The sequence below is a fragment of the Thermosynechococcus sp. genome, assembly GCF_046299655.1.
GTDB lineage: Bacteria > Cyanobacteriota > Cyanobacteriia > Thermosynechococcales > Thermosynechococcaceae > Thermosynechococcus.
Genome location: NZ_JBKBHZ010000004.1, coordinates 16,793 through 40,108, shown reverse-complemented (window position 1 = coordinate 40,108; position 23,316 = coordinate 16,793). Strand labels below are relative to the sequence as shown.

The 23,316-nt window shown below is 53.8% G+C and carries 27 protein-coding genes; 9 read left to right on the top strand and 18 right to left on the bottom strand.

The annotated features are described in order from the left end of the window. Positions 1 to 8 precede the first annotated feature (8 nt). Genes ACK4HN_RS03970 through ACK4HN_RS03960 form a run of 3 tightly spaced genes read right to left on the bottom strand, consistent with a single transcriptional unit; the run spans position 9 to position 3,638 of the window. On the bottom strand, positions 9 to 2,216 hold the full coding sequence (locus tag ACK4HN_RS03970; protein ID WP_409877263.1) for a glycosyltransferase: 2,208 nt from the start codon (positions 2,214 to 2,216) through the stop codon (positions 9 to 11). Positions 2,217 to 2,250: 34 nt separating this feature from the next. After that, positions 2,251 to 3,330 carry a PIN/TRAM domain-containing protein gene (locus tag ACK4HN_RS03965; RefSeq protein ID WP_409869021.1) on the bottom strand — a complete coding sequence of 360 codons (1,080 nt, stop codon included), beginning with the start codon at positions 3,328 to 3,330 and terminating at the stop codon, positions 2,251 to 2,253. 38 nt (positions 3,331 to 3,368) lie between these two features. Continuing rightward, entirely contained in the window at positions 3,369 to 3,638 is a 270-nt protein-coding gene (locus ACK4HN_RS03960; protein WP_409869022.1) for a hypothetical protein, read from the bottom strand. 43 nt (positions 3,639 to 3,681) lie between these two features. Here ACK4HN_RS03960 and ACK4HN_RS03955 point away from each other — a divergent pair, with 43 nt between their 5' ends. The 4 genes from ACK4HN_RS03955 to ACK4HN_RS03940 all read left to right on the top strand — a co-directional run bounded on the left by ACK4HN_RS03955 (position 3,682) and on the right by ACK4HN_RS03940 (position 6,515). After that, complete coding sequence (locus tag ACK4HN_RS03955; RefSeq protein WP_409869023.1) at positions 3,682 to 3,852, top strand: hypothetical protein; 171 nt, start codon at positions 3,682 to 3,684, stop codon at positions 3,850 to 3,852. 87 nt (positions 3,853 to 3,939) lie between these two features. Then, positions 3,940 to 4,962 (top strand): ATP-binding cassette domain-containing protein, encoded by a 1,023-nt coding sequence (locus tag ACK4HN_RS03950; protein WP_409869054.1) that lies wholly within the window; start codon positions 3,940 to 3,942, stop codon positions 4,960 to 4,962. Next, positions 4,962 to 5,372 (top strand): hypothetical protein, encoded by a 411-nt coding sequence (locus tag ACK4HN_RS03945; RefSeq protein ID WP_409869024.1) that lies wholly within the window; start codon positions 4,962 to 4,964, stop codon positions 5,370 to 5,372. Before ACK4HN_RS03950 ends, ACK4HN_RS03945 begins: the two co-directional genes overlap by 1 nt. A 3-nt stretch (positions 5,373 to 5,375) precedes the next feature. After that, a complete protein-coding gene (locus tag ACK4HN_RS03940; RefSeq protein ID WP_409877262.1) occupies positions 5,376 to 6,515 on the top strand; it encodes an LptF/LptG family permease in 1,140 nt (379 codons plus the stop codon). Here ACK4HN_RS03940 and ACK4HN_RS03935 read toward each other — a convergent pair. The 5 genes from ACK4HN_RS03935 to ndhO form a co-directional block, all read right to left on the bottom strand. Beyond that, entirely contained in the window at positions 6,512 to 7,693 is a 1,182-nt protein-coding gene (locus tag ACK4HN_RS03935) for a M20 family metallopeptidase (RefSeq protein WP_409869026.1), read from the bottom strand. The two genes, ACK4HN_RS03940 and ACK4HN_RS03935, sit on opposite strands and share 4 nt — an antisense overlap. Before the next feature lie 46 nt (positions 7,694 to 7,739). Continuing rightward, positions 7,740 to 8,213, bottom strand: coding sequence for a CYTH domain-containing protein (locus ACK4HN_RS03930; protein ID WP_409869027.1), 474 nt, complete (start codon positions 8,211 to 8,213; stop codon positions 7,740 to 7,742). Between the two features lie 3 nt (positions 8,214 to 8,216). Continuing rightward, complete coding sequence (locus ACK4HN_RS03925) at positions 8,217 to 9,683, bottom strand: carotenoid oxygenase family protein (RefSeq protein ID WP_409877261.1); 1,467 nt, start codon at positions 9,681 to 9,683, stop codon at positions 8,217 to 8,219. Then, positions 9,680 to 11,035 carry a folate/biopterin family MFS transporter gene (locus tag ACK4HN_RS03920; RefSeq protein WP_409869029.1) on the bottom strand — a complete coding sequence of 452 codons (1,356 nt, stop codon included), beginning with the start codon at positions 11,033 to 11,035 and terminating at the stop codon, positions 9,680 to 9,682. The genes ACK4HN_RS03925 and ACK4HN_RS03920 overlap by 4 nt, the downstream gene beginning before the upstream one ends. 111 nt (positions 11,036 to 11,146) lie before the next feature. Beyond that, positions 11,147 to 11,359 (bottom strand): photosynthetic/respiratory NAD(P)H-quinone oxidoreductase subunit O, encoded by a 213-nt coding sequence (gene ndhO / locus ACK4HN_RS03915; protein WP_409869030.1) that lies wholly within the window; start codon positions 11,357 to 11,359, stop codon positions 11,147 to 11,149. 115 nt (positions 11,360 to 11,474) lie between these two features. Here ndhO and ACK4HN_RS03910 point away from each other — a divergent pair, with 115 nt between their 5' ends. After that, positions 11,475 to 12,905 carry a mannose-1-phosphate guanylyltransferase/mannose-6-phosphate isomerase gene (locus ACK4HN_RS03910; protein ID WP_409869031.1) on the top strand — a complete coding sequence of 477 codons (1,431 nt, stop codon included), beginning with the start codon at positions 11,475 to 11,477 and terminating at the stop codon, positions 12,903 to 12,905. A gap of 13 nt (positions 12,906 to 12,918) precedes the next feature. On the opposite strand, the gene ACK4HN_RS03905 is transcribed toward ACK4HN_RS03910, so the two are convergent. The 8 genes from ACK4HN_RS03905 to ACK4HN_RS03870 all read right to left on the bottom strand — a co-directional run bounded on the left by ACK4HN_RS03905 (position 12,919) and on the right by ACK4HN_RS03870 (position 17,601). After that, positions 12,919 to 13,365, bottom strand: a complete 447-nt coding sequence (locus ACK4HN_RS03905; protein WP_409869055.1) for a divergent PAP2 family protein — start codon at positions 13,363 to 13,365, stop codon at positions 12,919 to 12,921. Between the two features lie 54 nt (positions 13,366 to 13,419). Beyond that, complete coding sequence (gene crtE, locus ACK4HN_RS03900) at positions 13,420 to 14,343, bottom strand: geranylgeranyl diphosphate synthase CrtE (RefSeq protein WP_409869032.1); 924 nt, start codon at positions 14,341 to 14,343, stop codon at positions 13,420 to 13,422. Positions 14,344 to 14,353: 10 nt separating this feature from the next. Next, the gene (gene folD, locus ACK4HN_RS03895) at positions 14,354 to 15,274 is read right to left on the bottom strand and encodes a bifunctional methylenetetrahydrofolate dehydrogenase/methenyltetrahydrofolate cyclohydrolase FolD (RefSeq protein WP_409869033.1); all 921 of its coding nucleotides are present in this window, start codon (positions 15,272 to 15,274) and stop codon (positions 14,354 to 14,356) included. A 159-nt stretch (positions 15,275 to 15,433) separates the two neighbouring features. Then, the gene (locus ACK4HN_RS03890) at positions 15,434 to 15,769 is read right to left on the bottom strand and encodes a hypothetical protein (RefSeq protein WP_409869034.1); all 336 of its coding nucleotides are present in this window, start codon (positions 15,767 to 15,769) and stop codon (positions 15,434 to 15,436) included. Next, positions 15,766 to 15,927 carry a DUF454 family protein gene (locus ACK4HN_RS03885; protein ID WP_409869035.1) on the bottom strand — a complete coding sequence of 54 codons (162 nt, stop codon included), beginning with the start codon at positions 15,925 to 15,927 and terminating at the stop codon, positions 15,766 to 15,768. Before ACK4HN_RS03885 ends, ACK4HN_RS03890 begins: the two co-directional genes overlap by 4 nt. A 113-nt stretch (positions 15,928 to 16,040) precedes the next feature. Continuing rightward, entirely contained in the window at positions 16,041 to 16,685 is a 645-nt protein-coding gene (locus tag ACK4HN_RS03880; RefSeq protein ID WP_409851991.1) for a pentapeptide repeat-containing protein, read from the bottom strand. A 5-nt stretch (positions 16,686 to 16,690) separates the two neighbouring features. Next, positions 16,691 to 17,152 carry a Fur family transcriptional regulator gene (locus ACK4HN_RS03875; protein WP_409869036.1) on the bottom strand — a complete coding sequence of 154 codons (462 nt, stop codon included), beginning with the start codon at positions 17,150 to 17,152 and terminating at the stop codon, positions 16,691 to 16,693. 155 nt (positions 17,153 to 17,307) lie between these two features. Next, positions 17,308 to 17,601 carry a TMEM165/GDT1 family protein gene (locus tag ACK4HN_RS03870; protein WP_409869037.1) on the bottom strand — a complete coding sequence of 98 codons (294 nt, stop codon included), beginning with the start codon at positions 17,599 to 17,601 and terminating at the stop codon, positions 17,308 to 17,310. 162 nt (positions 17,602 to 17,763) lie between these two features. Here ACK4HN_RS03870 and ACK4HN_RS03865 point away from each other — a divergent pair, with 162 nt between their 5' ends. The 3 genes from ACK4HN_RS03865 (at position 17,764) to ACK4HN_RS03855 (ending at position 20,321) form a co-directional block, all read left to right on the top strand. Then, positions 17,764 to 18,741, top strand: a complete 978-nt coding sequence (locus ACK4HN_RS03865) for a hypothetical protein (protein ID WP_409877260.1) — start codon at positions 17,764 to 17,766, stop codon at positions 18,739 to 18,741. Further along, complete coding sequence (locus ACK4HN_RS03860; protein WP_181494769.1) at positions 18,738 to 19,064, top strand: hypothetical protein; 327 nt, start codon at positions 18,738 to 18,740, stop codon at positions 19,062 to 19,064. Before ACK4HN_RS03865 ends, ACK4HN_RS03860 begins: the two co-directional genes overlap by 4 nt. A gap of 114 nt (positions 19,065 to 19,178) precedes the next feature. Next, positions 19,179 to 20,321 (top strand): histidine kinase, encoded by a 1,143-nt coding sequence (locus tag ACK4HN_RS03855; RefSeq protein ID WP_409877259.1) that lies wholly within the window; start codon positions 19,179 to 19,181, stop codon positions 20,319 to 20,321. Here the strand turns inward: ACK4HN_RS03855 and ACK4HN_RS03850 are convergent. Together ACK4HN_RS03850 and lpxD are read right to left on the bottom strand one after the other, a co-directional pair. Next, complete coding sequence (locus ACK4HN_RS03850) at positions 20,318 to 21,277, bottom strand: hypothetical protein (protein ID WP_409877258.1); 960 nt, start codon at positions 21,275 to 21,277, stop codon at positions 20,318 to 20,320. The two genes, ACK4HN_RS03855 and ACK4HN_RS03850, sit on opposite strands and share 4 nt — an antisense overlap. A gap of 111 nt (positions 21,278 to 21,388) precedes the next feature. Then, the gene (gene lpxD, locus ACK4HN_RS03845) at positions 21,389 to 22,405 is read right to left on the bottom strand and encodes a UDP-3-O-(3-hydroxymyristoyl)glucosamine N-acyltransferase (protein ID WP_409869041.1); all 1,017 of its coding nucleotides are present in this window, start codon (positions 22,403 to 22,405) and stop codon (positions 21,389 to 21,391) included. 205 nt (positions 22,406 to 22,610) lie between these two features. Here lpxD and ACK4HN_RS03840 point away from each other — a divergent pair, with 205 nt between their 5' ends. Beyond that, positions 22,611 to 22,796 carry an NblA/ycf18 family protein gene (locus ACK4HN_RS03840; RefSeq protein ID WP_297051737.1) on the top strand — a complete coding sequence of 62 codons (186 nt, stop codon included), beginning with the start codon at positions 22,611 to 22,613 and terminating at the stop codon, positions 22,794 to 22,796. Positions 22,797 to 23,316 lie beyond the last annotated feature (520 nt).

Genomic DNA, 23,316 nt, shown 5'->3' with positions numbered 1-23,316 from the left:
CCTGTCGGTCAGTTATTGCTATAGAGGCTAAAGAGCGATTGAAAATCAAAGAGACGAATCAACATTGGCCAAAAGGCATCTATCCCATTAGGTGCTTTCGGTTTGTGCCACCATGTGAGGCCACCGTAGAGCAGTTGTACAAGGCCCCGCTCAGCCTCATCACTGACCTCTAAAAATCGCAGATAAACACAGCACCGCTCCTCTTCAGTGCGGGTACGCACCACGGCCGCGGTCACGCTAAAGTCCTGTTCCAAAAAGGTCAACGTGCCGACGGTCTCTCTTTGGGCTGCGATAAAACGCCCTGCCGTCAGCAAGAGGGCAGCCCCAGTCTCCGACACATCGCGGGTATAGCCCCAGTAGGTTTGATCCCCCAATTGGAAACGACACACGGTGCAAACGGGAAAACGATCGCTCTGGCGGCGAGTGGGCTGATCAATGGAGGACAAAATCGCAATCAAGGCAATAAAGGCATTGTAGAGCGTCCAAGCCAACATCAACTCTAACCCCGCCCGTTCATACTCCATCGGTGGCCAGATATGGAGCCAGTAACCCCCATAGCGGATAAAGATGCCTACTCCCACTGCAATCACAAAGACTACCAATGGCCATGTATAACGTAAATTCAACCGCTTGCGATTGGAGACAGTGCCCTTGTTAGTGACAATACTGCCAATTTTGCCAAAGGGATTGCGGAGGATTTTAATCAGTTGCACCATCGCTGGAAAGGCAGAGGACACCTCATAGACCTCCCCCCAGACGGAAAAATACCGGCCTTCTGTTGCCCAGCTAAAGGTGGCGATCGTCAGCAGTGTATAGGGCAGAGCATAAAAGAGATACTCACTAAACGTGGCCACCGTCAGGGAAATGCCCGTCATCATACTCAGAAAAGGACCAATTAGAAAGCAGGTACGGATGAAAGGATTGATATTGTACAATATCAAAGAAAGGTGGCAACTGCGCTGAAACCACGATAACTTTGACCAGATGGGCAGATCGTCACCACAGAAGTAAATTTGCATATTTCCCTGTAGCCACCGCAGCCGTTGCTCTAAATGATCTTGGAAGTTGCGAGGCGACTCCCCCATGCTCAGGATTTCATTGAGGTAAACGAGGCGGTAGCCAGCGATCTGCATTCTGGTTCCGGTTTGGAAATCCTCGACCACACAGCGGGTGTAGTAGCCCCCTACAGCCTCAAGATCCCGGCGGCGCACCACATAGGAAGTCCCGCAGCAGATGATGGCGTTGCCAAAGTCTCGCCCCGGTTGAATAAAGCCAAAAAAGTACTCCATATCGCCCGGCATCATAAACTCAATGCCCAAGTTTTGGGCGTGGTAGTCGGGGTTAAAAAAGTGCTGGGGGGTCTGTACCATGGATATCTGCTCATCTTGAAAGAAGCCTACGGTGCGGGTGAGGAAGTTTTGAAAGGGAATAAAGTCGGCATCAAAAACAGCAATCAGTTCACCACTAGTGTGTTTCAGAGCATGGTTGAGGTTGCCAGCTTTGCGGTGCTCATTGGTGGGGCGGGTGATATACTTGACCCCTAGCTTTTGGCAGAGATCCGCAATTTCGGGGCGGCGGCCATCGTCAAGGACGTAGATGGTTTTATTGCTATAGTTGATGGCCTGACAGGCGACAATCGTGCGCCGCAAAATATAGGGGGATTCATTGTAGGTGGGAATGAAAATGTCCACACTGGGACAGTATTCACCACTGAGAACCGCCTGTTGATAATAGTCGGCTTGTCGCGATCGCCATTCCGTGGTTAGCCATGCCGTCTGATAAACATAGAGCACGTAGGTGAAAAAGTAGATCACCTCCAGAAGATAGAAGCCAAGACTGGCCACAAAGCTCAGCCAGTGGGCATTATTCAGGGTGACCCAGCCCCGCCACACCACATAGCGAAAACCAAAGAGAATCACAATGGCGCGCACAATCAGGCGGGTGACATTATTGCTGGGAATAAAATTGAGGGCAACGGCCAGCACTCCCGCAAAAACCACTGGCCACCAGACATTTAAGTCATCTCCGGGCAGTTGTAGGACATCTGGGAGCGGCCTCAACTCATCGGGATTGACTAGATCAATGGGAAAAAGTGTCGGTCGCCACACCGTTGCCAATAGCACCGCAAAGAGGAATAGGAGGCTGAACACAAAAAATCCCCATACCCATGAGGAAACAAGTTGCGGTGGTGATGCAGACTTGGGCGGCTGGGTCATAGGTACCCTCCCTAGGGATCAAGGGAGAGGCAATTTAGGCCATCGTTGGCATTTGCAGACGGGCGAAAATCATGCGGCCTGCCGAGGTTTGCAGGGCACTGGTGACGACCACCGACAACTGATCGCCAATGTGATCGACGCCCTCTTCGACGACCACCATCGTGCCATCCTCAAGGTAGCCCACCCCTTGAGCCGGTTCTTTCCCTTCCTTGAGAATTTTCAGCTCTAGGGTATCGCCGGGCAAATAGATGGGGCGCAGGGCTTGGGCTAACTCGTTGACGTTAAAGACATCCACTTTTTGGAAGCGGGCAACTTTGTTTAGATTCAAGTCATTAGTGACAAGGGTTCCATGAATCTCTTGGCAGAGGCGCACAAGCTTGGCATCCACTGTCGTTAATTCTGGATAGTCGGCGGAGTGAATGACAATGCGATCGCCCAAACTGGCTTGGAGACGATTGAGAACATCGAGACCCCGCCGACCGCGAATCCGTTTTTGCTCATTCCCCGCATCGGCAATCAGTTGCAACTCCTGAAGCACAAATTGGGGCACAATGATTTGCCCTTCAAGTACCCCTAAATTCAACAGCGCCTCAATGCGACCATCAATAATGCAACTCGTATCCAGTACCTTCGCACGGGCAGGCTTAAGCATCCCTTCGGCTAAGAGGCTACTAGCAACGGCATTCGGGTTAATTAACCGCAGCAGCGCAGGGCCATGGCTATCAGCCAAGGTGGTTCCCGAGTAGGCAAAGAGAATGCTGGTGAGAACAGCAATCAGGGGTTTAATAAAGGAAAAATCTTTGGGAATGGGCAACAGGAAAATCGGTGCCAGCATCAAGTTGGCCAAGAGCAACCCCACCACCAGACCCACAGCCCGCGACAAGAGCGTTTCTGGGGGCAATTGGCGGATACTGCGCTCGAGACGATGGTAAAGGGACTGCAACAGTAAACCAAGGGCAATGCCAACGATGGCACCAAAGCCAGCCATGACCCACTGCAATCCCCGCACATTGGCGACTTGAGCAAGAACCGTTTCTGGGAGTAGGTCAATGCTGTTGAAGCCAACGGCAATTCCCATTAGGACGACAATGAGGAGTAAAATTGTATCGAGCATTACTTGGCTCCTGTCGCGCTGGACATTTCCACAGGCCATTACTTTAGGATTATACTTTTTTTCTCTTTGACTGCGGTGTTGGACGGTTGCCTATCGAGATGACGACTCATGCGGGTACCGGCTCGGATGCCCTCAACTTCAGCTTGAGGCCCCAGAATTGCCCGTGCCACCATGCCCCCGAGGGTCGCCAATAGCGTTTCTTTGGTAAAGGCTTGACTAGTTTTCACCCACCACTCTAGATGCAGGGATGGGGAACGAGGTTCCTCAGGGGAGGGTGCTGCCAACTGTCGCCCGAGATCTTCTCCCAACTGCGAACCAACCATGCGGCAAGGGGGTTAACGTGAACAGAACGTGAACAGATTTAATACCTTGGAGGGCTTTCAGGTAAGCACTCAGGAGATCGCGAAAGGCGGCATCTGTTTTCAGTTCTTGAATCCGCAATCGCAGGCGATCGCCCGTGAGGTGCATAACTTCGGCAATCGGCGCAGTTTTGGCAGTGGCCATGGGAAACCTACCCAATAGGCTCTAGTTGCTGTTGTAGCACGTGCACCACAGCAAGAAGCAATATCTGTCAAAATGTTAAGGGAATCACACGCAGAGTGAATGACCATGACAGCCACGGTAAAGGTCGAACATCTTAAGAAGTCCTACGGTGCCATTACAGCAGTGGCCGATGTCTCCTTTTGCGCCCATCAAGGGGAAATTTTTGGGGTGCTAGGGCCGAATGGCTCAGGGAAAACGACAACACTGCGCTGTCTATGTACCCTCTCGCGACCAGATGCTGGGGCGTTGGAAGTCTGTGGTCTTTCGGTACTCCACCAACCCCGTTTAGTGCGCCAAAAATTAGGCTATGTGGCTCAGGAGGTGGCGCTTGATAAAATCCTCACGGGTCAGGAATTTCTGGAATTGCAGGCGGCCCTGTACCACATTCCCCGTGCCCTGATTCCAGAGCGCATTGAGGCGGTGTTGGCACGCTTGGATCTCCTAGAATGGCGCGATCGCCCGTGTGGTACCTATTCTGGTGGCATTCGCAAACGCTTTGATCTGGCGGCGGGGCTACTCCACCAACCACAAGTGCTGGTCTTAGATGAACCCACCGTCGGTCTCGACATTGAAAGTCGCCAAGTGATTTGGGAGGTGCTGCGGGATCTCAAGGCCCAAGGACTAACGATTATCTTGACTAGCCACTACCTTGAGGAAGTGGATCTCCTGAGCGATCGCTTGGTGATTCTGGATCGGGGGCGGGTGATTGCTAGCGGTTCGCCAGAGGAACTCAAGGCCAATATCGGTGGCGATCGCGTCACGTTGCGGGTGCGGGAATTTACCCCCCGTCAAGAGGCGCAAATGGCGCAGGCCCTCTTAAGTCAATTGGACTGCGTGAAATCGGTCATTATTAACACCCATCAAGGCAACTCTTTGAATCTTGTGGTCACCGATGTGGCGGTGGCGATCGCCACCATTAGAACGACCCTAGAGGAAGCAGGACTCCCCCTCTTTAGCTTGGCGCAATCCCGCCCCAGCCTAGATGATGTCTATTTGGCGGCGACGGGGCAAACCCTCTTGGATGCGGACTTGGCAGCAGCAGCGCAGCGGGACAGCAAACAGTTGAAAAAAGAGGCCATGCAACGCTAATGGGGCAGCCAATTCTTTGGGTTCATGGAGACTGCCTCGACCCCCAGGCACCGATTTTTAAGCGCTATCCCAATGCCCCGGCAATTTTTGTTTGGGACGTTGAGTTGCTCAAGGCTTGGCGGATCAGTCTCAAGCGCTTGGTGTTTCTCTATGAGTGCTTGTTGGACTTGCCGGTGGAGATGTATCGGGGCGAAGTGGCGCCCTTGGTGAATGCTTTTGTCGAAGTTCACGGTGGCGATCGCGTGGTCACAATGGCCAGTCCGAGTCCTCGTTTTCGCGCCATTTGTCAGCAACTGGCCTATCCGCTGGAGATTCTAGAGCCAGAACCCTTCGTCACATTACCTGCCGATGCTGATTTGAAGCGATTCTTTCGCTATTGGAAGTTGGCCAAACCCCGCTTGGGATTGTAAAGAATGCTGGCGATCGCCCGACCCCTACAGAAGATGCCTTGGCAACCGCGAGTCTCCCTGTTGGATCGCTACATCTTGGGGGAGATGATTCGCCCCTTTATCTTTGGTTTTGGCATTTTTACGGCGATCGCTGCCGTGATTGGTACGGTGTTCTACCTCATTCGCAATATGGTGGAGCACAACCTTGGCATTCTCAGTGCCATTCAAGTCTTTTTTCTACGTTTGCCCACTTTTGCAGTGCTGGGCATTCCCATGGCAATGCTCTTTGGTTCGCTGCTTGCCTATAGTCAGCTCTCCCGCCGCAGTGAACTGATTGCCTGTAAAAGCTGTGGGATTAGCCCCGTGCGTCTGGTGCGGCCGGCAGTAGTGGCAGGGTTTGCGGCCTTGGTTTTTACCTTTGCCCTCAATGAACTGGTGGCGCCCCCCTTGGCCTACCGCGCCATCCAGACCTTGGAAGTGGCGATTCAACGCCCCCAACCCCCGTTTCAGACCCGCAATATCTTCTACCGCCGCTTTGCCCATGGACAGCTTCAGCAACTCTTTTTTGCCCATCGGTTTGATGGCCGCGTGATGGAGCAAGTGACGGTGGTGAACTTTGCGCAGGGGCAAGTGCGGGAGATCATTACGGCCAAACAGGCTGAATGGCAGGGCACGGCGTGGCTCTTTCGGCAGGGCACCTACCACCACCTGAGGAGCAGTCTCCACTATGACGTGGCCGAGACCTTTGCAGAACGCACCTTTGCCTATCCCCGCACTCCCCTAGAGTTGGCGATGGAAACGCGGGCGCCAGAGTTTATGACCAGCCGCGAAATCTATCATTACTTGCAAGTTTTGGCGGAAAGTGGCGATGCCAAACGCCTGCGGCAGTGGCGGGTGCAGTTGCAGGAAAAGCTCTCCCTCCCCTTTTTGTGCCTCAGTTTTGCCGTTGTTGGTGCTGTCTTGGGCATCAGTTCTCCTCGCCAAGGACAGGGGCGTGCCTTTGGTCTCAGTGTAGCGATTATTTTTGGCTACTATGTTGCTGCCTTTATTTTTACCGCCTTTGGCGAGGGGGGAGCAGTGTCGCCTGTAGTGGCCAGTTGGTTGCCTAAGGTTGTGGTGGGGGCGATCGCCCTCGGGATGCTCTACCATGCCAATTGTCATTAGTAGGGAATCTGCCAATAGCGACAGGCGGCATGGGCAAGGGTCATCACGCCCACGGGAATGGCCTGTTCATCCACATCAAATTCTGGGTGATGCAGGGGATAGTTGGGGCGATCGCGAAACCCCACCCCAAGGCGAAACATGGCACCGGGAGCATGCTCGAGGTAGAGGGCAAAATCCTCTGCCCCAAGGGATGGTTCGGGCAAAATATGCACATGGGGCGCCCCCACCACATCAGTCGCCGCCTCCGCCAGCAGTTGCGACAGGTAGGGCGTATTTTCCACCCCCGGTATGCCCCGCCGATAGTGGAGTTTGTAACGGGCACCGTAGGCATGGCAGACATTAGCCACAATTTGCTCAATCCACGTCGGCAGTGTAGCACGGGTTTCCGGATGGAGCGATCGCACGGTTCCCTGAAGTGTCACCTGATCGGCAATCACATTGGCAGCCCGTCCCCCTTGAATTTTGCCAAAGGTGACCACCACGGGTCGCAGGGGATTCTGCGTGCGGCTAATGGCCTGTTGCAGGGCGCTAATCACTTGAGCAGCAATCCAAATCGCATCTACGGCCTCATGGGGACGAGCGCCGTGGCCGGATTCGCCCAAAATCGTTAATTCAAGGTCATCGGCAGCCGCCGTCAAGGCTCCATAGCGCACCGCCACTTCCCCCGCTGGCAGATTGGGGAACACATGCAGTGACAAAATGGCACTCACCGCTTTCATAGCGCCATCGGCAATCATCCAGCTCGCCCCTTGGGCAATTTCTTCCGCAGGCTGAAAAATAAACCGCACACGGCCAGGGAAGTCCGCCTTAAGGGCCGCTAACACCATTGCTGTGCCCAGACCCACTGTCGTGTGGACATCGTGACCGCAGGCATGCATCACCCCAGTATGTTTCGAGCTAAACTCTAGGCCTGTACGCTCTTGAATCGGTAGGGCATCCATATCGGTGCGAATGGCCAAGAGCCGCTGCTCCTTGGGGTTCCCTGCCAGTTCCGCAATCACCCCCACTTTGCCCACATTCTGCTGTACGGTCAAGCCTGCGGAGGAGAGCACCCCCGCCACGTAGGCAGCAGTTTGGTGTTCTTGGCCACTCAACTCAGGGTAGCGGTGCAGATGGCGACGAATTTCAATGAGACGGGGGGTGAGGGTTTGGGTAATCTGGCGAATCCGAGCAAGCATAGGGAAGGCGTGGCGATATTTTTGTATCCTATCGAATCTCAGGAATTCAGGTTGACCATTCTTGATAGGGATGCTCCGCTAAGTAGGCATTGGTATAGCGGGGGTCATCGGTTACCTCAAGGCCGATCCAAGGGGGTAAAGTCAGGGGATAGTCAGCACGGGGCAGTTCAATTTCTGCCAAAATTAGGCCAGTACAGGCGCCAGTAAATTCATCCACTTCCCAACACAGATCACCCACTGGGATGCGATAGCGGTTTTTCTGGATGATGGGTTGTAGGCACAATTCCTCGAGGAGTTCCTTTGCATGAGCAACGGGGATAGCATACTCATACTCACGGCGTTGGCCACCGCTGGCTTTGCCCTTGATCGTGATCCATGCTTGGTCACCCGCAAGACGCACACGCACAGTGCGCTCAGGAACTGTGGACAGGTAGCCTTGGGCAAATTGGGAGACACTGGTGGCTAGGGGTCGCCACTCTTCGCTTGTGACCAAGAACTTGCGCTCAATTTCGATGCCCATTGCCTAGACCGCTGTGGTGAAGGAACCGTGGAGACCATAGGGAATGTGGTGTTTCAAGCGCAATCGTGCCACGGGGCCGGCGCTAATGGCTGCCGCATCAAAAATGAGTAACTGCGATTTGTGGCAACTGGCATCATAGACCACTTGCAAGAGCCAGCCATCCTCTTCCCCTTGGGCACCCTGCCAGAGGAAGTCCCCTTTTTGCAAGCCGTGGGGGACGAAAATGGGTTCACCGACAAATCCTCGGGGGGCTGCTGACCAAAACTGTTCCTCGCCCGTCTGGCGATCGTAGCGCCACAGAGCCTGGAGAGGCGCATTGGTTTTCGGATCATGCCCCGCTGCCAAATAGGTGTAGCGATAGGGTTGCCCCACCTTCGCTGGATGCACCACCGGAAATTCACAGGGGCGATCGCTCGCCACTTGCCAATCTACTGCTTTGGTTTTCAGGTTCAAGCGAATCCGCCACAGCAGGCTAGCAGGCAGGGCCGCAAAATTCACTGCCCGAAAATCCATGCCCGGTTCCAGATTAGGAAAGTGGCTGTAGGCAATGGACTCCACATGAATTTCATCCCCAGCTTCGTAGGCATTGGCATGGTGAAAGACAAAACAGGCGGGCATCGTCAGCATCTGGGGAGTACCACCCCGACGAGGCAGCAGCCAAACCCGTGTCGGTTCCTTGGCATTGAATTGAATGCACTGGGCAGCCCCCCGCAGTCCCAGCAGATAGGGCAGGGGATTGAGCTGCACCGGATTTTGGAAAACAATGGCGTAGTTGGGGGTGAGGGCAAAGTCGTGGATAAAGGCAAACCCCGGAATCTGAAACACGGGCTGCGAGACACACTGACCACTGGCATCAAATTCATAGAGGGTAATGCGGGTACTGAGGCCCGGCTTGACACCAAAATTCACCAGCCGCTGCGTCTGGGGATCAAAGCGAGGGTGCGCAGCAAAGGCATCACTCTCCTTGAGCAGACCGTCTAAGTTATCGAGGCCAATGGTTTCTAGAGTTACCGGGTCAAGACGGTGGGGCAGACTCGCTTCCCAGAGCGCCAGTAATTTGCCCCCCCAATAGATCACATGGGTATTGGCAATGTTTTTGACCCGGGTATCGAGGAAATTAGCTAGCCATCCCCCCGGCTTTTGGGTGCCAAAGACACCGCGATACAGAAGGCGATTGGCCTTTTCCTCCGCCAAAAATCCGGCGGTACGCACATAGCGATTGCGAAAATGCACCCGTCCATTCTCAAAACGAAAGGCACAGATCATGCCGTCGCCGTCAAAGGGGTGGGCTAAGGGCACGCCGCCACGCTCCAAGAGGCCGGGGCCATTGCGGTAGAGCGTCCCCACCAAATCCGTGGGCACCGTACCTTCGACATCGTCATCAATCCAGTAGTCATACTCTTGGGTGAGGGATTCGGTACCCCCCCGCCAATCGGCCATTGTGTAGGGGCGATCTATCACTTCAGTCATGAGACACTTGGTTCCAATTCAACTGTGACAGAGGCTTGAGAGTGCGGCGCTGGTACCTGGGGTGGCAACCAGTTCAGGAGGGGTAGCGGCAGTAGCGTACTTAGGTTGGTAATGAGCACCAGCAACCACAGGCGATCGAAGTTGTGCTCAGTAATCCCCAGCCAATGGGTGAGGAGTGCCCCCAACTCATGGGACACCAGATTGGCAAGGTTACTAATGGACATCAGCAGTGCAAAGAGGGTCGCCTCAATTCCCGGCGGACACAGCCGGGCTGCTAAAACGAGTACCGGCATAAAGGCAATTTGCCCCATGACGGCCAAAATCAGGCTATCCCCCAAGCTAAACCACTGATCACTAATTCCCCACTGGCGATTGAGGTGGGTCACCAAAATCAAGCTAGAGAGTCCCAAGAGCGCTGAGAGAATCGTACTCCAGAAGAAAATCGTCCGCAGGGGCAGCGTTTTCAGGTAGCGCTGAAAAACCCACACCCCCAAGAGGGAGGCAACGCTGGTGGCAAGCCGCACCCGTCCCAAAAACTCTGCCTCAAAGCCCAATTCATTGGTGGTGAAGAAAAAGAAGGCAGATTCGGAGCCGGGGGTCGCCTGCCAAAGAAAAAGAAACGCCACCGGCAACCAAATGCGTTTTTGCATCATTGCTTGGCGCACACGGTTAATGTGTTCCCAAGTCTGACTAAGTTGAGGTCGAGCTGTAACCCGTGCTTCGGCGATCGCCCCTGCCACCCCCGACACCAGCAAGGGGAACACCGCCGTAATTTGAAACACGGTACGCGGACTAAACCACTGCAACAGTTGGCCACTAAAGTAAGCGGTGAGAATCCCCCCCAAAGCCGTCGCCGCCCAGCTCAGGGATTGCAGGGTTCCCGTTTCGGCAGTGGATTCTTGGCGTGCCCGTTCAACGACGAGTGAATCAACAATCACATCACTGAGGGCGATGGCGATCGAGGCCGCTAGCATCGCTGCCGTTGCCTGCCAAGGGGTAGCTACCCACGTCCCCAAGCTCAACCATGCCCCACAGCCCAATAAGCCCGACAGGACAAGATAGGAGCGGCGACGAAATCCCAAGAGCGGCACGCTATCGGAAACTAGGCCAAACACCGGCTTAATCACCCAAGGCAGCGCAGCCACCCCCATCAATGCCGCCACTTCCGCCGGTGACAGTCCCAACTCATCCTTAAAGAAAAAGCTAATGGCCAGCCGTGCTAGACCCAGAACCCCTTGGACAAAATACACCAGTAAAATGGCTAAAAGTTCGCCACTGGGTTCTTGCCCAAAAAGGAGCGTCTCCTTGAACCACTGAAACCAGCGTTGAGGTTGCGAAGGTTGAACTAACATTACCAAATGTTAAGCAACAGCATTGCCTCCATCATATCCAGCCACGCTGAAAATTGCTAACACTGGTACTCTTCGACTGGCTTCTACGCTAGTAAGAGACACTGATGGCAGTTATTTGGCGACCTCCAGTTGATCAAGGCGCAGCCAAACTGTAGGGGTAGGCACAGGAAATTTAATCTGTGCATAGTCACCGCGAATCTCCACCACTTCACCGCGTCCCTCGAAGAGATAGGGGGGATAGCGATGATCACTGGCCAAAGCCTCCACACTATTGGCCAACTTTTCTGCAATGACCTTCACGAAATCTCCCTTTTTAATTGCCATAACCACCTCCACAGAAATCGTCCCTCATTGTAGGAGATTCCCTCCTGCGGTTGAATCACAAGGGGCAGCTTGCCGCTAAACTACGCTTAAACGGTGCACCGCAGGAAGTTTTGCCATGGCGTGTATTCCAGTGATTTTATCGGGGGGGGCAGGAAGTCGCCTCTGGCCATTATCCCGCCAAGCCCATCCCAAGCAGTTTATGCGCCTAACCCCCGAAGGACCGACGTTGCTGCAACAAACTTGGCAGCGCTTGCAGGGGTTCCCCGCACTTCAGCCCCCCGTCGTTGTGGCCAATGAAGCCCATCGCTTCCTTGTGGCGGAACAATTTCAAGAGCTAGGGGTGACACCAACGCGGATTTTGCTCGAACCCTTGGGGCGCAATACGGCTCCTGCGATTACCCTTGCTGCTCTTTATGTCACAGAAGTGCTCGCCACTGATGCCATTCTTTTGGTGCTACCAGCCGATCATTGGATTCAGGATGTGGCCGCCTTTCAACAAGGGCTACAACGGGCACTGGCACCCGCCGCCAAGGATTGGTTAGTCACCTTTGGCATTGCCCCTACCTCTGCCCATACCGGCTATGGCTACATTCGCCAAGGGGAAGCGCTCAGTGATCCCCACACCTACCGCGTGGCCGCATTTGTGGAAAAACCCGATTTAGCCACAGCAGAGAGCTACCTAGCGGAGGGTCATTACCTCTGGAATAGCGGCATGTTTCTCTTCCGTGCCCAGAGCTTTTTGGCGGAATTGGCGCAGCAGCAGCCAGACATTTTGCACCATTGCCGCTTAGCACTGCGGGAGGCTCGCGAGGATCTGGACTTTATCCGCGTGGCCAACGATCCTTTCCGCCAGTGTCCTAGTCTATCGGTAGACTATGGGGTGATGGAGAAAACCCAGAAGGCAGCGGTCGTGCCCCTAGAGTGCGGCTGGAGTGATGTCGGCTCTTGGTCGAGTCTCTGGGAGGTGACCCCCAAGGATGAATTTGGCAACAGTTGCCGGGGCGATGTCCTGACCGCGCACACAAAAAATTGCTTTGCCCACAGTCAGCACCGCTTGGTGGCCTTGCTCGGCGTGGAAAACTTGGTTGTTGTTGAAACTGCCGATGCCGTTCTTGTGGCCCATCGGGAAGCAACCCAACAGGTGAAACAAGTAGTGGCGCAACTGCAAGCCCAACAGCGTAGGGAGGCCTACAATCATCGCGTGGTCTATCGCCCGTGGGGACACTATGACTCCATTGACACGGGGCATCGCTTTCAGGTAAAGCGGATTACGGTCAAACCGGGGGCGAGTCTATCGCTGCAACAGCACCATCACCGTGCAGAGCATTGGATTGTTGTCAGTGGTACGGCGGAGGTCACCTGCAATGGTAAGACGTTTTTGCTGACGGAGAATGAGTCCACCTATATTCCAGTGGGCGCCGTGCACCGCTTGGCCAATCCGGGGAAGATTCCCCTAGAAATAATTGAGGTGCAGTCGGGAGCCTACCTGGGGGAGGATGATATTGTTCGTTTCGAGGATGCCTATGGACGACAGACCCCAGAATAGCAGGACCCCCAGCCTAGATGGCGATCCAGGCGATCGCTACCCCCAGGGCAGAACCGACAATAACTTGAATGGGGGTGTGCCCCAATAGCTCCTTGAGGCGGGCTTCTGCTAGTTCATGCCCATCTTGGAAAAATTCATTGACAATTTGATTGAGAATGCGGGCTTGTTTACCGGCGGCTTGGCGTACCCCGGCGGCATCGTACATGACAATACAGGCAAAGACCACGGCGATCGCAAACTCGATGCTATCCCAACCCCGCTGCAGACCCACCCCCGTCGCCAAGGCCGTCACCAGCGCCGAATGGGAACTGGGCATCCCCCCGGTTTCCACCAGCACGCGGAAATTGAGCTTGCGGTGCTTGGCAATGTCAATCAGTAACTTCAGCATTTGGGCGATCGCACTGGCGGCGAAGGCAACCCAAAGAACATGATTGGCCAGTAGTTCACGCAGACCGTCCATGATGGTTACGGAGAAGGACAAACTCTGCGCCCATCCTAACCCACTTCGGGATCATTAATGACTGCGGCTAGTAATGTAGTCAGCGATCGCCTGCAAAGGAAGGGCGGCTGCTCCATACATTGCCAACTCCGCCTTTGCCTCTGCCACCAAGCGTTCCGCCTCTTGGCGGGATTTTTCCAGACCCCACAGGCGGGGGTAGGTCATTTTTTGGGCGGCCACATCCTTGCCAACAGTTTTCCCCAAAACATCGCGGGTGGAAGTTATGTCCAAAATGTCATCCACAATCTGGAACGCCAAGCCAATGTTTGCCGCATAGCGCGACAGGCGTACCACATCAGCGTCCTCCGCTCCAGCAAGGAGTGCACCGCAGACTACGGAAGCCTCCAAGAGTGCCCCTGTTTTGTGGGAGTGAATAAAATGCAGTGTCTCTAGATCAATGTCAGAGCGCCCTTCACACTCTAAGTCCACCACTTGACCGCCCACCAAGCCCGTCGCTGCCACCGCATGCCCCAAGCGCGCCACAATTTTGAGCAGCGACTCTGCGGGGACGTTTTTCGTCTGCTCCACGACATGTTCAAAGGCATAGGCCAGTAAGCCATCCCCCGCCAGAATGGCAATATCTTCGCCATAGACTTTGTGATTTGTGGGCTTGCCACGACGGTAGTCGTCGTTGTCCATGGCCGGCAGATCATCGTGGATCAGCGACATGGTGTGGATCATCTCTAGGGCACAGGCGGTGGGCATGGCCATTTCCACAGTGCCCCCCATCAGCTCACAGGTGGCCAAACAGAGAATTGGGCGCAGCCGCTTGCCCCCGGCCATCAGGGAATAGCGCATCGCCTCGTAGATTTTCTCTGGGTAGGCCACAGGAATCGCCGCTTCCAGCGCCTGTTCCACAAGGGCTTGACGTTCTCTGAGGTAGGCCTTGAGGTCAAAGGTGATGGTGGGCTGGATTTGGGGGGGATCAGCGGAAATCATGGACATCTCCTCAGCGTGCAGGCGGCATAGCAGTCAGGGACAAGAGAGGCTTGTGCCAGTTGTGGCGGCGACAGTAGCTCCATACAGTATTGTGCAACAACATGGCAACGGTCATCGGACCGACGCCCCCCGGAACGGGGGTAATGTAACTAGCCACAGCACAGGCAGCCTCATAGTCCACATCGCCCCAGAGACTCGATTTGCCGTCGGGGCGTTGAATGCGATTAATGCCAACATCAATGACCACGGCTCCCGGCCGAATCATGTCGGCAGTAATCCGCCGCGGCTGTCCCATCGCTGTGACTAAAATCTCGGCACTCCGAGTGACACTGGCGAGATCACGGGTGCGCGAGTGGGCGATCGTCACCGTGGCATTGGCGGTAAGCAACATGAGAGCAAGGGGCTTTCCCACCAAAATACTGCGGCCCACGACCACTGCCGAGCGACCTGCGACATCAATACCATAGGCAGCCAAAAGCTGCATCACCCCCGCCGGCGTACAACTGCGCAGTCCCGGTTCATCGCGCACTAGCCGACCCAAGTTTTCGGGATGCAGGCCATCCACATCTTTATCCGGATGAATCGCGTATAGCAGGGGACGGGGATCAAGGTGGGGCGGCAGGGGCAATTGCAGCAGAATGCCATCCACCCGTTCGTCCTGATTTAGCTCAGTAATTCTGGCCAATAAATCCGCTTCTGTAATGGTGGCCGGTAAATGGGCACCAAAGGATTGAACCCCGATGCGGCCACAGGCTTGTTCTTTGGCACGGACATACACTGCACTGGCGGGGTCATCCCCAACCCGCAATACGGCTAACCCCGGCGATCGCCCCCACTGGGCTTGAAACGTCCGCACATGGTCAGCCAACTGGCGTTCAATGGACTGGGCTAAGGATTTGCCATCAAGGCAGGCAGCGGAGTTTGCAACCAAAGGACACCTTAAGACTAATCACGAAAGTCTAGGGTTGAGTTGCCGAATGCGTTTCCAGCGGTTGGCAACAACATCGAACTAGTTTACCCCAAATGGAGATCACGGGCGCCAGCTTTGCTCAAGTTCTTTAAGCAGTTGTACCAAGGAGCTTAACACTCCCTAGGGGCGATCGCTGGGAGGAGAGGTTTGCTCCACTTGAATTTTGGCAATGGCAGGAGTGGTACACAGGTACGTCAGCACATCCTCCGCACTCATCAGGCGCTTGAGCACCACTTGACCAATCGTAGAAGCGGGATCAGGATGACTCGGCTTGACTTCCACCATCAGCACGACATCTTCCACTTGGTACAGCCAGAGCTTTTCCTCTCCCTCTAGGATGTAGAGACAGGTGCGGGTAATCACGGGCGATCGCCGCCACGCTTGCTCATTCCAGAGGCCTTGGGGTTCCCACACACGGCCAATCTGCCACCCCTCAGTGAGGAAAAAGTATTTCATGCCCCAAGTGGCAATTCATTCCCTTGGGCACTGGCGGTCTCCTCGGGTTCCATGGAATTAAAACAAGCCGCCGCGATCAGCAAAAAAGGTGTTCTTGGCACAAGGGGTAAAATAAAGCCCAGCACCCCAATGATCCCAAAAATTACACCAAGAACCATACGTGCTGTCCTACGGATGCTTTTAGTCACAGGCATTCCTTTTAAGTTCCCATAGGCAAGGATAATTCACCTCTACCGTAGCCTGAACCTTGCCTTTTCACAAGTTGCTGGTGCTAAGCTTTATCGAGAATCGCATCTCGCAAATCCATGCCGTCCATTTCTGCTTTGTAGAGGTTGGCTCCCTTAAAGTTGGCACGACGGGCATTGGCCTTCGACATCTTGGCAGCGATGAGAACTGCATATTCAAAGTTCGCCTCAATGAGACTAGCGCTCTCGAGAATCGCCTCTTGCAAAATTGCGCTTTTGAGATCGGCCAAGTGCAGGTTGGCCTGAAAGAGATTAGCACGGGTGAGATTGGCATAGGCAAGGGTTGCTTCAACTAGGCTCACCCGCCGCAGTAGCGTGCCCACCAAGTTGGCTTGGCGCAGATCGGCCATGGCAATATTTGACTTGTAGAGATCGGCACCCGCTAGGGTAGCCCGCTGTAAACAGGCACCCTGCAAATCCGCCTCAATCAGGTCACTCATGTACAGGTTTGCTCCCACCATGTAGGCATCCGTGAGCAAAGCGTTGCGCAAATCAGCGCCAGCCAAGATAGCCTGATCTAGATTCGCATTCGCCAAGTTGTACAGCTCTAGATTGGCACCAGTGAGGTCTGCCTGTCCTAAATCAGGGCGAATATCGCTGTTTTGTTCCCGCCATTGATTCCAAGCGGTAACCCCCTGCCTAAGAAGCTGGAGATGTTGGGGATTGGCCACGGCAGTTATCCTTGGGCACTCGGCTCACTGTTTTGATAACCGTAAAAATCAATGCGATAGTCAATAATTTTCACGCCAGTTTTTGCTTCAATCTCAGCAATGAGGGAGGGGGGTAACTCCACGTGAACGTCAATAATTTTTTGGGTGTCAAGGCAATTGACATGGCTGTGGCTATCACTGATATTGCCGTAAAGGCGCCCGTCGGCACGTTCAACGCACTCGATAATGCCATGCTCGGAAAGGGCTTCGAGATTTTGGTACACAGAGGTATGGCCGATGTCTTTGCCGGCTTGATTCAGGCGATCGTAGATCTGCCGCGCTGAGAGGTGATCCTTGGCATCCCAGAGCAGTTCGAGAATGGCACGGCGCTGCCGACTGAGGCGCAACCCAAGGCGCTGACAGCGATCAATCGCATCCTCTAGGGAACGAATCGGGGGTAGGGAACTGGGCGCAGGAGACGTGGACACGGCGCTATCCTACAAAAATAAAATTCAAACAGTAGATTTTGGTTATTTTGAGTGGCCGATTGCGGTTAAATCGTAGTTTTATGATTATACCCTTGCTAACCTGTAGCCACTATGATGATAATCAATCCTTTCGTGATAATCAAATTTGCTTATTGTCACTCATTGTCAAGGCTGTCGGCCGGTGTTTGAGAGAGCAAATAAAACCCCAGAAAGGCAAACATCATGGCGGCGATCGCCTTGACCACCTTCACCGGCAGCAATGTGGCAATCCCGCTGCCTAAAAGTACACCTAGAAACGTCGTACACACCAAGCCAGAGGCCACGCCTAGAAACACAGCGATAGCGGAGCGGGCATTACTCCCTAAGGTAATCGCCACCAATTGACTCTTGTCCCCCAGTTCCGACAAGAAAACAATCCCAAAACTCACGGCAAAGGATTGCCAGTCCATCCAATTTCTCCAAAGAGGTTGCTGCTATAGGGCAGATTAACGGTATGGGCAGTTGCGGTCAACAATCGCTCGTGGCTCAGTGTGGCCGAATTAGCTTAAAGCAAGTTACAATTCTTAACATGAATGCTGTTTATACCCCTGTTGAAGACAGCGGAGGTGCTCATGTTCAATACTACTGATGGATCGAGGGCGATCCCACCGCAAATCACCTCTTTGAGCAGTCTGGCACAGGCTTGGGCAAAGCGCTACATCACCAACCTCAACACTACCGCCCTTGCCGAGGATGATCCAGCAGTGGTTGCCCCGCGGCTTTTGGCCGAACTGCGGAATGCCAGTGTCAAGGCTTGGCAGCGCACCGAAGGGTTTTTGGCCGGGGAGATAATTCGCCATGGCATCCCAGCAGAACTGGTGGATCCTTGGAGCATCTCCAAAGACATTCACGACATTTATCAGCGCACGCTCAAGCTTTACGCAGCAGGCAGCGGCATTCAACAAATGACTACCAAGGTGGCCAGTGCCATTGGTGAGATTCGCAACCGCTATACAGCCGTCGATCCGCGGCTAATTGGCTTTGTGAGTATGCAGTTTCACCACACGGGAGTGTTGTTGCTAGAAGTTGCCCCAGCCAGCCAACGCCCGATCCTCAGCAGTTTCTTTAAGGTGATTGACGACCACCTCTACATGCCCCTGCACCGTGCCTACAACGCAGCAGCCAACTACGACTACCATGCCCCTGCCCTAGCCTTAGTGCGCCATCTATTGCCCCAGAGCACAGCGATCGCCACTACTATTTGTGACCGTGTTGCCGAACTCAACCCCCAGCACCGCTGTTTTAGTGGCCCTTTGACCCACCCCAGTGTGCGTGTTTCCAGTATTCGCGATGTGGAAATGTTTCAAATCTACCTCTGGGTCTGTCTTTTGGAGCAAAGCCTTCAAGCCTTACAACGGGAACTCTTTCCCCTGTGTTTGATGCTCTATCCTGCCTTGAATGTGACATGGGAGCTGGTGTTTCAAATGGTGCACCTTTTGGGTAAGGAAATACAAACCCGTGCCGCTGGCTATGATACAAGTGTTCTTACCCCCTACTATCTCTCTGTGCGAGAAATGTTTGATCCCAAGATTTTTCAAGGCCTCCTATGATTCCTAATTTGCAGCAGGTTTCTCTGTCCCCCATTGCTATTGCGGGATCTGGTCTGTGGGCGATCGCCCTCTACTGGGGCTTTTATCCCACGGGGCAAGCCTTCATGCAACGTTTAGTGACCTGGCTAGGGGGTGAAGCCAACCAAAGTGCCGAATTCTGGGCAGGGATGGTGGGGCTAATTCCCTTTATTCTGGTGGGAACCGGCTGCTTTATTCTCTGTAGCCTAGGCTTGGGGCAAAGTTGGGCTTTGAGCTTGGGCCTGATGGCAACCATTGGCGGCGCCATCTACGAACTTGGGCGACGGGATGGCCAGCAATCGTAGGTTGGGTTGCGCGGGAGAATCGGCTAACATTTAGTTAATCTTTTGGTTGCGCTTTAGTGTTTCCTGTGCAGGAAGCGCCATTCATTGCCCTTGAGAATACTCACTGGTGATTCAATGAAAGCGTCTGCGGAGGCCAGTTCTACCCAAGAAACGACACCGCCGCTCAGTTTGCTCCTGTTTGTTGCCAATCGGCCGGGCGATGAAGAGGAAACCGCTGCTATTCAAGCCCACATTCAGCAACTGCCCTCCAACTTTGGCTTTGAGTTAAAAGTGGTGCCCATTGGTGAGCAGCCCTACCTCCTAGAGGAGTACAAACTGGTTGCTACCCCTGCCTTGATCAAAGTTCGCCCTGAACCGCGTCAAACCCTCGCTGGTCGCAAGCTCCTGCAAAAGGTGGACTATTGGTGGCCGCGCTGGCAGCGAGAAGTGGCCCTTGGCCTACAGGCCGATATGCAAAAGTCAGCGGCAGAGCAGTCAGATTGCTCTATGGAACTGAGCCGCCTCAAGGATGAGCTGTTTCAACTGCGCCAAGAGCGCGATCGCCTTGCCGAACAACTGCAATTCAAAGATCGAATTATTGGCTTGCTGGCCCATGAGTTGCGTAACCCCCTCACCGCTGTCGGCATTGCCTTGGAAACCCTAGAATCCAACCTTCAAGATAAAACTAGTCAGCAACTCCCTATTGAGGACATCCAACGCCTATTTCACCATGCCCGCAGTCAGACTCAGGTGATGGGACAGTTGATTACAGATTTACTCTTGGCGGCGCGCGGTCCCCAAGACAAGCTGCAAATCATGGCACGGCAACTAGATTTGCGACAACTGTGCCAAGAAACGGCTGAGGATATGCACCTGAATTTTGAACGTAAAAAGCAGCACTTGACCACCGATATTCCATTAGATCTACCCTTGGTTTACGGCGATGGCGATCGCATTCGTCAGGTGCTTGTCAATCTGCTGGACAATGCCTGTAAGTACACGCCCGAAGGGGGCAAAATTCACCTGAGTGCCTTTCACCGCATGACTCAAAAAGTACAAGTTACCGTCTGTGACACTGGCCCCGGCATTCCCATTGAGCAGCAGGAGAAAATTTTTGGTGAGACAGTTCGCCTCGATCGCGATCGCACCATTGAAGGCTATGGCATTGGCCTTGCCCTTTGCCGTCAGATTATTCGTATGCACTACGGCCAGATTTGGGTGGACTCTCAACCGGGAAAAGGTAGTTGTTTTCACTTCACACTACCCGTTTATAGCTAGCGCTGTCCTTCCTTGACCATGCGGGCGATGGTTTCGGCGCGCAGATAGGGATCCGGCCCAAAGGGCAAAATTTCGTAAAACTCATTATCTGGCAAGCGCATCAGTTGGAGGGACTCCTGCTCGCGATAGATCACATAGACCCCCGGTGGCCATGTTTTGGCACTGCGTACCGGCACCGGAATGTCGCGGCATTCGTCACCGACGCAGACTAAGCGGACGACCTGCGTATTGGGACGATAAACCACCTTATCTTCACGGGTACGTCGAAATAAAAAGCGATCCAAGACCTTGGGTAAAATCTCTGTTTCTGTGCCCCCCAATTGCAAATTTAGCTCCAGCAATTTGTCTTCAAGGGTGAGTTCAATGATGTGGGGTTCAGGAACGAGGGGCTGGGAGTGAATCTCAGTGGTTTCTTGAGGCGGTTCGGCGGTGGGTTTCACCTTTTGGACAATTTGGCTGATATATTCCAGATCCACCGTCGTGATTTTCTTGAATGTGACAAACCAAGAAAGCAAACTAATGGCAACCCCCGGTTCCAAGGCCGTAATCAAGGTTGCTAAATCCAAGTCATCAAGACGAATGGCCTTAAGAGCGGCATCGGTTTGCCCCAAAACAATGGCCTCATCCCCCGCACTGAGGTGTTTGAGGCTACTGTAGAGCAAGCGCAGATCAATCGTTTCTTGGCAGCCTTGGGTCGAAATGCGGTAGGTGATGTCGTAGAGCCAATCTAGCGTCACCAAATCATGGTTGAGCATCCAGAGAGCGACGTTAAAGGCCGTTTGGGGAAAGGCAGCTTGGGCAAGACTTTTGACAATGACTTGGGCGCGATCGCGCTGGAGCAAGGAGAGCAAGGCCGCCTGTTTTTCTGCCTTGGTCGTTAGTTCATGGTAGCCAAGGAGCGCTTGGAACAGTTCTTGATCACTGGGCAGTAATCGAATCGCTGCTGGAGGAGTCATAAGCTTAGTGCCGCTGATTCAGGGAATCCATTGCCCCTCACCCGATGATGAATGCTAAAAAAGCAACGCTAGCTTTTAATTCCACTATAGAGGGTGGCTGGAGGATCTATGCTATTCCCCCACCTTTGCCTCCAACTTGCGAACCCGCTTGAGTAACTGCGGCAATTGCCTCAGGGCAGCAGAGGCTTTTAGGTAAAGGGTTTGATCCATCGCTGGAATCCCCCCCATGCGACTATCGGGTGGGACGGAGCTACTAATGCCCGATTTAGCGGAGACAATGGTGCGATCGCCAATGGTCAAATGACCGGCCGCCCCCACTTGGCCAGCTAGAACGACCTGATTACCAATGTGGGTCGAACCGGCTAAGCCCACTTGCGCACACAGAATGGCATTTTCACCAATGGTGCAGTTGTGAGCCACCATCGTCAGGTTGTCAATTTTCGTCCCATTTGCCACAGTGGTCTCCCCAAGGGTAGCGCGATCAATCGTGGTGCCAGCACCAATTTCCACGTCATTGCCAATGACCACGGTGCCTACTTGGGGAATTTTATAGTGGCGACCATCGGGCAGCGGCACATAGCCAAAGCCATCACTCCCTAGGACGACACTATTTTGCAGGATAACGCGATCCCCCAGTCGTACCCGCTCCCGCAGGGCACAGTGGCTATAGATACGGCAATCGGCGCCAACCACCACATCGTCGTAGAGCGTACAATGACTATCAATGACCGTGCGATCGCCAATCCGCACGCGATCGCCAATCACGGTATAGGCACCAATGGTCACCTCAGCTCCCAAGACGACATCAGCTCCCAAAATAGCCGTGGGGTGAATCTTGGCAGGGGGTGTAGGTTGCGGATAAAACCATTCAATACATTGGGCAAAGGCAAGGTAGGGATGGGGCACCCGCAGTAGAGGACAGGCCGCCTCCCCTTGAAAATCGGGGCGCACAAATACAGCCGCCGCTTCCGTAGTTTGTAACAGGGCAGTGTACTTCGGATTGGCCAGAAAAGAAATATCCGTGGCTGTGGCGGCTTCTAAGGGGGCTACCCCTAAAATTGGGCGATCGCCCTGCTCTGGACAGTCGAGGGTTGCCCCAAACCGTTCAGCTACCTCTGCCAACCGCATCTTGCCGTCCTCATCATTGAATTTGCGTTTTAGCTCAGTCTATCAGGTCTCGTTTGTAGAACCGAATCAAGAATTTAGTGAAATCGTTCATGCCGAACATTTTATCCCTTGCACGGGTGATATTCATTGAGTGACAACTTTGTCAATGTGTTTGTTATATTTTTTAACACGCATGCCCTATCACATGGAGTAAGGAGTACGTTCTATGGAGCAACGCTTCCCCGAACTGAATGTTGACCTCAGCTTTGAACAGGAGTTTCAAATGCGGGTGATGGAGGAGCAAGTGAGTACCATGAGCCTTCAGGAAGCTCGTGAGCTACTGTTGCAAGCCTCTCGCCTCTTGATGATGAAAGACAACGTCATTCGCTCCTTGGTCAAACGCGCTGCCTAGGTCACAAATGTGTGGGACGGACCTCTTTCTCCACCTTGCTTCCTCGGTCGAATCAAGTAGGGGATATGGGGCTGCACCACAATTTTGCTGCCCAAGAGTCCTGAACGTCACAAAAAAACATTACAAAAATAGAAAAAGTTTTGCATCGATGAATCACACCCGTCACTATTTTTCTGAGGTCTCATTCATTGACAACGTTTCAAGGGTACATCCGTCGCACTTCACCTAAAGGCAGTCTCAAACCGAAAAACTAGGGAAGACTTCCCCTTGCGATCGCTCCTAAATCGCTTCTAAGAGGCACTAAGTACGAACCGTCCACTGCTGGTGAGCGTGATCGGGCGATAGGTTATCCCGTCACCACGTTGGCGGCCCCCTGTCCTCCCTCTTTAACCCCATTTCCTCAACCACTGGCTTAACGCTTCAGAAATCAGCCGCCTTTGGCAAAATCAGTGGCGTTTTCAAGACCGCCGTGAGGCCAGTACGACACTGCAACCCTGAGGGGCTTAAACTATTAGCGGAA

Coding starts and splice junctions, on each gene's coding strand:
- ACK4HN_RS03970 (WP_409877263.1), bottom strand. CDS start 2,216: ATGACCCAGCCGCCCAAGTCTGCATCACCACCGCAACTTGTTTCCTCA.
- ACK4HN_RS03965 (WP_409869021.1), bottom strand. CDS start 3,330: ATGCTCGATACAATTTTACTCCTCATTGTCGTCCTAATGGGAATTGCC.
- ACK4HN_RS03950 (WP_409869054.1), top strand. CDS start 3,940: ATGACAGCCACGGTAAAGGTCGAACATCTTAAGAAGTCCTACGGTGCC.
- ACK4HN_RS03945 (WP_409869024.1), top strand. CDS start 4,962: ATGGGGCAGCCAATTCTTTGGGTTCATGGAGACTGCCTCGACCCCCAG.
- ACK4HN_RS03940 (WP_409877262.1), top strand. CDS start 5,376: ATGCTGGCGATCGCCCGACCCCTACAGAAGATGCCTTGGCAACCGCGA.
- ACK4HN_RS03935 (WP_409869026.1), bottom strand. CDS start 7,693: ATGCTTGCTCGGATTCGCCAGATTACCCAAACCCTCACCCCCCGTCTC.
- ACK4HN_RS03930 (WP_409869027.1), bottom strand. CDS start 8,213: ATGGGCATCGAAATTGAGCGCAAGTTCTTGGTCACAAGCGAAGAGTGG.
- ACK4HN_RS03925 (WP_409877261.1), bottom strand. CDS start 9,683: ATGACTGAAGTGATAGATCGCCCCTACACAATGGCCGATTGGCGGGGG.
- ACK4HN_RS03920 (WP_409869029.1), bottom strand. CDS start 11,035: ATGTTAGTTCAACCTTCGCAACCTCAACGCTGGTTTCAGTGGTTCAAG.
- ndhO (WP_409869030.1), bottom strand. CDS start 11,359: ATGGCAATTAAAAAGGGAGATTTCGTGAAGGTCATTGCAGAAAAGTTG.
- ACK4HN_RS03910 (WP_409869031.1), top strand. CDS start 11,475: ATGGCGTGTATTCCAGTGATTTTATCGGGGGGGGCAGGAAGTCGCCTC.
- ACK4HN_RS03905 (WP_409869055.1), bottom strand. CDS start 13,365: ATGGACGGTCTGCGTGAACTACTGGCCAATCATGTTCTTTGGGTTGCC.
- crtE (WP_409869032.1), bottom strand. CDS start 14,343: ATGATTTCCGCTGATCCCCCCCAAATCCAGCCCACCATCACCTTTGAC.
- ACK4HN_RS03890 (WP_409869034.1), bottom strand. CDS start 15,769: ATGAAATACTTTTTCCTCACTGAGGGGTGGCAGATTGGCCGTGTGTGG.
- ACK4HN_RS03885 (WP_409869035.1), bottom strand. CDS start 15,927: ATGGTTCTTGGTGTAATTTTTGGGATCATTGGGGTGCTGGGCTTTATT.
- ACK4HN_RS03870 (WP_409869037.1), bottom strand. CDS start 17,601: ATGGACTGGCAATCCTTTGCCGTGAGTTTTGGGATTGTTTTCTTGTCG.
- ACK4HN_RS03865 (WP_409877260.1), top strand. CDS start 17,764: ATGTTCAATACTACTGATGGATCGAGGGCGATCCCACCGCAAATCACC.
- ACK4HN_RS03860 (WP_181494769.1), top strand. CDS start 18,738: ATGATTCCTAATTTGCAGCAGGTTTCTCTGTCCCCCATTGCTATTGCG.
- ACK4HN_RS03855 (WP_409877259.1), top strand. CDS start 19,179: ATGAAAGCGTCTGCGGAGGCCAGTTCTACCCAAGAAACGACACCGCCG.
- ACK4HN_RS03850 (WP_409877258.1), bottom strand. CDS start 21,277: ATGACTCCTCCAGCAGCGATTCGATTACTGCCCAGTGATCAAGAACTG.
- lpxD (WP_409869041.1), bottom strand. CDS start 22,405: ATGCGGTTGGCAGAGGTAGCTGAACGGTTTGGGGCAACCCTCGACTGT.
- ACK4HN_RS03840 (WP_297051737.1), top strand. CDS start 22,611: ATGGAGCAACGCTTCCCCGAACTGAATGTTGACCTCAGCTTTGAACAG.